This window comes from Candidatus Nanopelagicales bacterium (genome assembly GCA_030700225.1).
Classification (GTDB): Bacteria; Actinomycetota; Actinomycetes; order S36-B12.
This window is the reverse complement of sequence record JAUYJT010000063.1, coordinates 25,005-33,789: the sequence shown is the minus strand read 5'-3', so window position 1 is coordinate 33,789 and position 8,785 is coordinate 25,005. Positions and strand designations below refer to the sequence as shown.

General features: G+C 64.4%; 9 protein-coding genes. 3 read left to right on the top strand and 6 right to left on the bottom strand.

Annotated elements, in window-relative coordinates; translation table 11 throughout:
• The 4 genes from Q8P38_10175 to Q8P38_10160 form a co-directional block, all read right to left on the bottom strand.
• A partial coding sequence (locus Q8P38_10175; protein MDP4014968.1) for an MFS transporter occupies positions 1 to 1,020 on the bottom strand: 1,020 nt, incomplete at its 3' end.
• Positions 1,021 to 1,215: 195 nt separating this feature from the next.
• Positions 1,216 to 2,898, bottom strand: coding sequence for a proteasome ATPase (gene arc, locus Q8P38_10170; protein MDP4014967.1), 1,683 nt, complete (start codon positions 2,896 to 2,898; stop codon positions 1,216 to 1,218).
• Positions 2,899 to 2,970: 72 nt separating this feature from the next.
• Complete coding sequence (locus Q8P38_10165; GenBank protein ID MDP4014966.1) at positions 2,971 to 3,861, bottom strand: tRNA (adenine-N1)-methyltransferase; 891 nt, start codon at positions 3,859 to 3,861, stop codon at positions 2,971 to 2,973.
• Complete coding sequence (locus Q8P38_10160; protein MDP4014965.1) at positions 3,858 to 4,982, bottom strand: site-2 protease family protein; 1,125 nt, start codon at positions 4,980 to 4,982, stop codon at positions 3,858 to 3,860. The genes Q8P38_10165 and Q8P38_10160 overlap by 4 nt, the downstream gene beginning before the upstream one ends.
• Positions 4,983 to 5,049: 67 nt before the next feature.
• On the opposite strand from Q8P38_10160, the gene Q8P38_10155 reads away from it, so the two are divergent.
• The 3 genes from Q8P38_10155 to Q8P38_10145 are packed head-to-tail and all read left to right on the top strand — an operon-like array spanning position 5,050 to position 7,201.
• A complete protein-coding gene (locus tag Q8P38_10155; protein ID MDP4014964.1) occupies positions 5,050 to 5,970 on the top strand; it encodes a PD-(D/E)XK nuclease family protein in 921 nt (306 codons plus the stop codon).
• 2 nt (positions 5,971 to 5,972) lie between these two features.
• A complete protein-coding gene (locus Q8P38_10150; GenBank protein MDP4014963.1) occupies positions 5,973 to 6,737 on the top strand; it encodes an ABC transporter ATP-binding protein in 765 nt (254 codons plus the stop codon).
• Positions 6,738 to 6,775: 38 nt separating this feature from the next.
• Positions 6,776 to 7,201 carry an SSI family serine proteinase inhibitor gene (locus Q8P38_10145; GenBank protein MDP4014962.1) on the top strand — a complete coding sequence of 142 codons (426 nt, stop codon included), beginning with the start codon at positions 6,776 to 6,778 and terminating at the stop codon, positions 7,199 to 7,201.
• Positions 7,202 to 7,372: 171 nt separating this feature from the next.
• On the opposite strand, the gene Q8P38_10140 is transcribed toward Q8P38_10145, so the two are convergent.
• Together Q8P38_10140 and rpiA are read right to left on the bottom strand one after the other, a co-directional pair.
• A complete protein-coding gene (locus Q8P38_10140) occupies positions 7,373 to 8,047 on the bottom strand; it encodes an HAD family phosphatase (protein ID MDP4014961.1) in 675 nt (224 codons plus the stop codon).
• A 15-nt stretch (positions 8,048 to 8,062) separates the two neighbouring features.
• Complete coding sequence (gene rpiA / locus Q8P38_10135; protein ID MDP4014960.1) at positions 8,063 to 8,758, bottom strand: ribose 5-phosphate isomerase A; 696 nt, start codon at positions 8,756 to 8,758, stop codon at positions 8,063 to 8,065.
• Positions 8,759 to 8,785 lie beyond the last annotated feature (27 nt).

The window sequence follows — 8,785 nt, the reverse complement described above, 5'->3', positions numbered from 1 at the left end:
GTCAACGAGAGCTATCGCGACGAAGGTGACCACCACATTCGTCGTGTTGGTGATGAGCGTGATCAGGAACGCCTCGCTCTCACCCAGGCCGACGGATGACCAGATCGTGTTTGAGTAGTAGAAGATCACGTTGATGCCGACGAACTGTTGGAACACGCTCAGGCCGATGCCGATCCACACGATCGGGTGGAGCCCAAGCGCCGCACCCCTCAGGTCCCTGAACCGAGGCTTGTGCTCCCCCGCCAAGGTCTGCTTGATCTCGGCTACCGTGCCGTGTTGGTCGCCCTCGATTATCGAACCCAGAATCTCGGCGGCTTCCTCGTCCTTGCCGATCGAGACCAGGTAGCGGGGCGATTCGGGGATCCTGAGCGCGAGACCACCGTAAACAACCGCGGGAATGACCATGACCAGGAACATCCACTGCCAGGCTTCCAACCCCCAAAGCGGAGCGTTCGCGCTCTCTCCGCCGGCGGCGTTGAGGAGGACGTAGTTAGTAAGAGCGCTGGTGAAGATGCCCGTGACAATCGCGAGCTGCTGCAGCGACCCCAGTCGGCCACGGAGCGCGGCGGGGGCCACCTCCGCGATGTACATCGGCGCGATCACGGAGGCAACCCCGATGCCGGCGCCGCCGACAAAGCGCCAGAACACAAGGTCAAGGACTCCGAACGGGAACCCCTGCCCGAACGCGGCCAAGAGGAACAGCGCTGCCGCGATCACCATCACGCGCCTGCGCCCGTACTTGTTCGCAAGCGGCCCCGCGAACCAGGCGCCCACAGCCGAGCCCAGCAGCGCGACCGAGACAACTAACCCGATGGCCGAGAAGAACCAAATGTCGTCGTTGGCGAGGTTGAACTTGTCCTCGATCGCCTGCTTCGCCCCATTCACAACCGCCGAGTCGAACCCGAACAGGAATCCACCCAGAGCGGCGACGATGGCCATCTTGAGCACTCGTCCTGTGCGGTAGCGCTCCGCAACAGCTGACGCACCTCCGCCAGCGTCGGCTTTTGGATCTTGAGCCATGGTCGCCTCCTAGTCGCGCTTTGGCGACTTGTGGGGGGCGGCGCACTGCCGCCCATCTGCTCGGAACCCTAGCGATCCGCAACCCCGGTTGCGCGCCGTAGCGCGCCGTGTCTAACTGTCCGTAGCCGACATGACCCATTTGTCCGGACCCGCCGGAACTGAGATGCCTCGCGGAGGTCAATCGAGGGGGGCTGGCTAGAGGTACTGACCGGTGTGAGCGACCGTGTCGATGGACCGCCCAAGGTCGTCCCCGGACTTCCCACGGACGAGGGTCCGAATAAACACGATCCGTTCGCCCTTCTTGCCCGAGATCCTCGCCCAGTCATCTGGGTTGGTCGTGTTCGGCAGATCCTCATTCTCGCGGAACTCGTCCAGGCACGCCGCGAGCACGTGCTGAACCCTGAGCCCACGCTGCCCGGTGTCGAGGAGGTCCTTGATCGCCATCTTCTTCGCCCGCGACACGATGTTCTCGATCATGGCCCCGGAGTTGAAGTCCCGGAAGTACAGGATTTCCTTGTCGCCATTCGCATAAGTCACCTCAAGGAACCGGTTGTCCACGTTTTCGGTGTAGATGCGCTCCACGGCCGCCCGGATCATGGCAGCGCAGGTCTCTTCCGGCGAGCCGCCGTTCTCGGCAAGGTCATCGGCGTGCAACGGCAAATTCGGCGTCAGGTACTTGCTGAAGATGTCGGCGGCGCCCTGTGCGTCGGGGCGCTCGATCTTGATCTTCACGTCAAGGCGACCCGGTCTAAGGATCGCTGGGTCGATCATGTCCTCGCGGTTCGAGGCCCCGATCACGATCACGTTCTCCAGACTCTCCACGCCGTCGATCTCGCTCAGGAGCTGGGGAACGATCGTGTTCTCCACATCACTTGAGACGCCTGACCCTCTGGTCCGGAACAGTGAGTCCATCTCGTCGAAGAACACGATGACGGGCGTGCCTTCGCTCGCCTTTTCCCGCGCCCTTTGGAATACCAGGCGGATGTGCCTCTCGGTCTCACCGACGTACTTGTTGAGTAGCTCGGGTCCCTTGATGTTCAGGAAGAAGGACCTGGCGTCCTTGCTCTCGGCGACCTTAGAGACCTGCTTGGCCAGCGAGTTCGCTACCGCCTTGGCGATCAGAGTCTTGCCGCACCCGGGTGGCCCGTAAAGAAGGATGCCCTTCGGAGCGGCTAGCGCGTGCTCAGCGAACAGCTCAGCGTGCAGGAACGGCAACTCGACGGCGTCCCGGATCATCTCAATCTGTGGCCCGAGCCCGCCGATGTCGGAGTAGTCGATGTCGGGAACCTCTTCGAGCACCAACTCCTCGACCTCGGACTTGGGGATCCGCTCGTACACATAGCCGGTCCGTGGTTCCATCAGCAGCGAGTCCCCGGCACGCAGTTTCGCTCCCCGCAATGGCTCAGCCAGGCGGACGATGCGCTCCTCGTCCGCGTGGCCGGCGACTAGTGCCCGTTCGTCGTCGACCAGCTCCACGAACATGACGATCTCGCCGGCGACCTCGTATTGGCGTGCCCCGATCACGTTCATCGACTCGTTGAGCATCACTTCCTGCCCGGGGTGCAGGTCCTCGGGCCGCGTGTCACCGCCCCAGGAAACGCGCATCTTGCGGCCGGAAACGAGGATGTCAATGGTCTCGTCGCCGTTGTCCTGCACGAAGATGCCGTATCCGCCTGGTGGATCGTTGAGCCTATCGAGTTCCGCCTTCAGGGCGACGAGTTGATCCCGGGCCTCCCGCAGCGTCGCGCTCAACCGCTGATTGTGTGCGGTCGAGGCCGCGACTTCGGCTCGAAGTTCCGCGATCCTGCGGTGCAGGGCGGCGGCGCGTTCGAAACCGTCCGGTCGTTCCTCACTGGTGGGCGTGTCCTGGGCCATCATCCACCTCCTGATCTGACCCTAGCGGCTCCCCGCAGGTCGCAACCGAATCACTGAAAAAACCCATCCAACTACTTACGGTAGTTCTGGGCGAGGGCCTGAATAGTCCGGCCCGTAGGCACCTGGAGCGGGCCTGCGGCGGCGCGCGAGCGGTCTGGTTCCGTCAGCGAGCCGCCTGGTGGACACGAGGAACGCGGTGTGCGCCACCATCCGGTGATCGGGCCGCACAGCCAATCCCTCCAGATGCCAGGTGCGAAGGAGCGACTCAGTCGCCCGCGGTTCGGTCCACTTTCCGCGCACTCTAAGGGACTCCACGAGCATCGACATTTGAGTGGTTGTCGCCACGTAAGATACGAGCCGACCACCCGGTGCCAGGCATGCCTCGGCTGCCTCAAGGCACTCCCAGGGGGCGAGCATGTCCAGCACGACGGCATCGAGTTGGCGGGGTTCGGGATCCTCAGGCAACGGTTCGGCGACCAGCCGCCAGTTGTCCGGTCGGCCAGAGAACCATCTGGTGACGTTGCGCTCGGCGACTTCGGCGAACTCGGGCCTGGCCTCGTATGAGTACACCTCGCCGGTTGGTCCGACCGCGTTGAGCAGGAAGCAGGTCAACCCACCTGACCCGGCTCCAGCTTCCAGGACGCGTGACCCGGGCCCGACTCCAGCAAGACCCACGATCGCGAAGGCGTCCTTGGGGTACACGATGGCTGCTTTGCGGCCCATCGCCAGCACGTAGTCCTCCAGAATCGGCCTCAGGACCAGGTAGGCCGCCCCTCCGCTGGTTGTGACGACGATTCCTTCGGACTGACCGATCATCTCGGCGTGAGGCAAGGCGCCCTTGTGCGTGTGGAGAACCCCGTCAGGGTCGAGTGTGATCGTTTGATGCCGACCCTTCGGGTCGGTGAGCTGCACGACGTCGCCTGGCCGCAACACCTCGCCGATGCCTCCGCGGCTGGTCGGCATCATTGCCCCATCGTTACGAACATCGCGTCGGTGTCAACCACACCCAGAACCTGCCCGCTGCGCTCATCGCGGAGTCCAACGAAACGCGCGTCACTCTCCTGGCAGGCGGTCAGCACATCCCACGCTGTCCCCCCGGCCTCGACCAGGGGAAGGTCAGTCAGGCTCACGCAAACCGCCAGGACGCCGAGACGGTCCCGCTCTTGCGCCGGGACAGCTGCTGCGGCTTCGGTTCGCACGATGCCAAGCGGCACGCCCTCGTATCCGATGACTACCTGGACAACGCCTTCGCGCTGCTGGGCCAGTGACATGGCGACCGTAGCGTCGGACGAAACGGCGGCCACGGGCTGCGCGAGGCTTGCCGCTGGAACCGACCTGAGTCGCTCCGAGGAACGGGCGGCAGCCAACGAAGCCGAAGCGCCGGTCCAAAGCAGGACGGCCAACACCAGAGCGATCAGCAAGAGCGACAGCGACGGCTGACCACCCACGGCCGCGGCGACGACGAAGGGCGAAGCGCCTACGATCACGGCCAGGACTCTGCCGATCCACGCTGCGACGAGCTGCCCACGCGCCATTGATCCCGTGAAGGCCCAGACGATGGACTCAACGATGGCTCCGCCATCCAACGGGCTGCCTGGCAACAGGTTGAACACGCCTATCACCGCGTTAGCCGAGGACAGGGCGGCAAGGATCTCGTTTGCGAAGGTCCCATGCGGAAGCGCCGACGCTGCCGCGCCCGCGAGAACCGCGATGGACAAGGTTGCGCCCGGTCCGGCCGCGGCGATGGTCGCCGCACGCCCAGGGCCGTGGTTCCTGCCCGTCTTGAACGTCGTGAAACCCCCCAGCGCCCACAACGTCACTCCGGTCACCGGGTAGCCCATGGCTCTCGCTGTCAGGGCATGCGCCAACTCGTGAAGCAGGATGGACCCAACTAGTAGCAGCGCGAATGCCACAGCCAGCAGCCACTGACCAACGCCCCCGTATCGCCGGGAGAACTCCGGGTACCAAAGAACGGCGATGATCAGGATCCCTATCAGCGTGTTCCAGGGAATCGCCACACGGAATCCCAGCATGTTGAACGCTGGCCCCCCCGGCTTGGCCGTCGGCGAAGCGCCCAGGATCGTCACCCTTCTACTGTATGGGCCTCGGCGACGGGCCCAAGCCGCTGTCGGACGTGGGAGATAGCGTGTTGCCATGTCTTCAACAACCGCCGCGACGGGCCGGTCACTGGGGCCCCGCCCCCCCAGTTCGTTGTCCCCTTCGCGGGCCGGTGACTTCATGTCCTGCCCTCTGCTGTACCGGTTTCGTTCCATCGACCGTATTCCAGAGCCTCCGGGCGAGGACGCCGTGCGCGGAACCCTGCTGCACCTAGTTATGGAGCGCCTGTTCGACCTCCCGGCGGGAGGCAGAACCCTAGCGGCGGCTCAATCTCTGATCGCGACGAGCTGGGAGTCGATCTCGCGGGAGCGCCCCGAGCTTCCGGGTCTCCTCTTCGCCGATGAGAGCGCTTGGGAACGCTGGCTCGCGGACTCATCCGAAAGCGAGCCAGCCCAAGAACGGGTCGCCCGGTTCCTGGAGGACGCGGGAGCCATTCTGCCGCACTACTTCGAGATCGAAGACCCGAACCGTCTTGAACCCGCGGAGCGGGAGCTGTCGGTCTCAACGACGCTCGACAGCGGGCTTGTGCTCAGGGGGATCATAGATCGCCTCGACCGGTCGTCGTCGGGGGCTTTGCGGGTCGTCGACTACAAGACCGGGCGCGCACCTGGCCAGGGCTGGGAGACAAAGGCGTTGTTCCAGATGCGCTTCTACGGGCTAGTCGTCTGGCGGGAATTCGGGCAAGTCCCGGCGCGGTTGCAGCTGATGTACCTAGCGAGCGCGGAATCGATCGCGATTGAGCCAACCGAACCAGAACTCCTGGCCACCCAGCGGAAAGTGGAGGCGCTGTGGAGCGCCATTGACAACGCCGCGAAAGCCGGGCTCTGGCGCCCCAAACCGTCGCGGCTATGCGATTGGTGCCACCACAAGAGCCTTTGCCCGGCGTGGGATGGAATCGCGCCGCCGCTCCCTGGGAGTTCGGGCAGCGAGCACACCGCGTTAGGGGTGACACTGTGACGATGGACCGCCCCGAAACCGCGACCGTGGAACGATCCGCCGTGCGCGCGCGCGGGCTGACCAAGATCTATGGCGAAGGAGACACCCGCGTTGTCGCCCTCGACGCGGTCGACTGCGACATCGAGACCGCCCAGCTCACAGCTGTGATGGGACCATCCGGGTCTGGCAAGTCAACGCTCCTGCACTGTCTGGCCGGGTTGGACTCGGTCACCGAAGGCAGCGTGTTCATCCGCGACGTGGAGCTATCTGAGCTGTCCGACGCGAAACTGACCCGGCTGCGCCGCGAGTCCGTCGGATTCGTGTTCCAGATGTTCAACCTGATACCGACTCTGACAGCGCTGGAGAACATCACCTTGCCGCTCGACCTAGCTGGACGAACCGCCGATGACGCGTGGCTCGACACAGTCATCGCCGCAGTTGGCCTCGGCGACCGGCTGAACCACAAGCCGTCGGAGTTGTCTGGCGGCCAGCGACAGCGCGTGGCCTGTGCCAGGGCACTGGCGTCACGTCCAGCGGTCATCTTCGCTGATGAACCCACGGGCAACCTGGACTCCAAAGCTAGCGCTGAAGTGCTCGCTTTCCTCAGGCGCGGAGTCGACGAGTTCGGGCAAACCATCGTCGTGGTGACTCACGATCCGGGCGCCGCTTCATACGCCGATCGGATACTGTTCCTCGCCGACGGCCACATTGTGGACGAGATGAGCGATCCAACGGCGGACACGATCGTCCAGCGAATGATCGGCCTCGAGAGCGTACAGGCGGTCTGAGCGACGCTAGTGGCCCCGGTCGGGGATAACCTGGAGTCATGCGTCACTTCGGGACGGCATTAGCCGTCATGTCAGTTGCCGTCCTCGCGGTCGGCTGCGCCTCATCAGACCAAACCGCCACGAGTCCGCCCCGAGTCGCGAGCCTGTCCATCGTTGTTGACGATGGCGGTCAGAGTTCCTGGACCCTGCAATGCGATCCCCCCGATGGAACCCATCCGAACCCGAGCGAGGCCTGTGAGTTCCTGGCTGAAGCAACCGTCGACGGCGATGACCCGTTCCAGCCGGTGGACCCCGAGACGATCTGCGCCGCTGTCTTCAGCGGGGCACAAACAGCGACTGTCACGGGGACATGGAACGGTAAGCAAGTCGACACCAAGTTCAAGCGAACCAACAGCTGCGAGACAGCGCGGTGGGATGCGGCTCTACCCCTCCTGGCCTTCACGGGCGCAACGTCCGGCCCCTAACTGAGCGCCACGCGAATCCTCCCTCCAGCTGGCAGGAACGGCCGTTCCCACAAACGCACCCTTTAGGGTACAGACGCGCCCGTTGCAACGAGTGTTTCCTTGCGCAACGGGTGCGTTTGTCGGGAACGGCCGCTTCCGCTGACGGGGGCCGGGCACGAACGCCGGAACGGGCTAGCTCGGTCCCCTGTACCAGGAGGCGATGAGGGCCAGATCCACCCCAACCAGCGAGTCGACGACGACGCTTCTTGGGCCAGGAGCGATCACGGTCAGTTCCTGCACCGCGATGACGAACGCCCCAGCGGCGACGGCGGATTCCACGCCTGGCCGAGAATCCTCGATGACGACACAGCGAGCCGGATCAACTCCCAGCAGCTCGGCAGCGCGCAAGTAAGGCAGCGGATCGGGTTTGTGGTGGTCCACGTCCTCGGCAGCGACAGTGACGTCGAACCAGTCGTCACCGATCCCGTCGAGGATGGCCGTCATGAGTCGACGCGGAGAGGAAGAGACAAGCGCTATAGGCAGACCGCTTGACGCGACCTGGACCAGCAGTTCGGGTGTACCCGGCTTCAGTTCCGGGGGCGATTCGGCGAACATGCGCAACATGACGCGGTCGAACATGTCGACCAGGATCTCCGGATCCGGCCGCTGGCCTCCGCTGGCGGCAATCTTGTCCGCCATGTACCGCGTGACTCGGGTCGCCGATCCGCCCATGGCGAGGTCCTGGTCCTCGGCGGTCCACTCCGCCCCGAACCCGTGCATCAGTTCGGCCTCAGCCACCCGCCACACAGGCTCGGTGTCCACAAGCGTGCCGTCCATGTCGAACAAGACACCCTCGAAGGGCCACACAGAAGACACAGCCCGCTACGAGATGATCTCGAACTCATAGCCCACGAAGAGCCCGGTCGCCGCGATGCCCGGCGTCGTCAGCAGCAGGCGCTCTAGGTCTGAGGCTGAGCGACTGCCGTCCAACGCGAGATCCATGATCAAATGCCCCTGCTCGGTGATCACTCCCCCGTCCTTGCCACCAGCCGACCTAACTGTCGGAGCCGTGCCCAGCTCCGAGACCAGCCTGTCGTGGACCAGTTCCACCGCCTCAGGCACCACGCCCAGCGGCAGATCGTGAGTTAGTCCCAGACGCTCGACGAACTTGGACTTGTCAACCAGGATCACTCGCTGCGCCGCAGCTGCGAAGACGAGCTGCTCCCGCAGGAACGCTCCCCCACGACCCTTGATCATGTCGTTATCGGGGTCCACTTCGTCTGCCCCGTCAAAGCACCAATCGGGCCTGGCGGCTGCGAGAGTGGTGACTTCGAGCCCCATCACGGCGCAGTAGGTCTCGATCTCATGCGAGGTCGGGATGCATATGACTCGCAGCCCCTCAGACTTGATTCGATCGCGCAGAGCCATCAGCGCCAGGTAGCTGGTGCTGCCCGAGCCAATGCCTATGACGTCACCGTCCCGCGCCCGTCCAGCGAGTCGTTCGGCGATCCCCCTCTTGGCATCGATGTTGCTGATCTTCGTCGGCCACGCCGCCTCGTCAAGCCTTCCCCACAACATGTCCAGAGCCTATGGCCCAACTGATCA

Coding starts and splice junctions, on each gene's coding strand:
- Q8P38_10150 (MDP4014963.1), top strand. CDS start 5,973: ATGGACCGCCCCGAAACCGCGACCGTGGAACGATCCGCCGTGCGCGCG.
- Q8P38_10155 (MDP4014964.1), top strand. CDS start 5,050: ATGTCTTCAACAACCGCCGCGACGGGCCGGTCACTGGGGCCCCGCCCC.
- Q8P38_10145 (MDP4014962.1), top strand. CDS start 6,776: ATGCGTCACTTCGGGACGGCATTAGCCGTCATGTCAGTTGCCGTCCTC.
- Q8P38_10165 (MDP4014966.1), bottom strand. CDS start 3,861: ATGATGCCGACCAGCCGCGGAGGCATCGGCGAGGTGTTGCGGCCAGGC.
- rpiA (MDP4014960.1), bottom strand. CDS start 8,758: ATGTTGTGGGGAAGGCTTGACGAGGCGGCGTGGCCGACGAAGATCAGC.
- arc (MDP4014967.1), bottom strand. CDS start 2,898: ATGATGGCCCAGGACACGCCCACCAGTGAGGAACGACCGGACGGTTTC.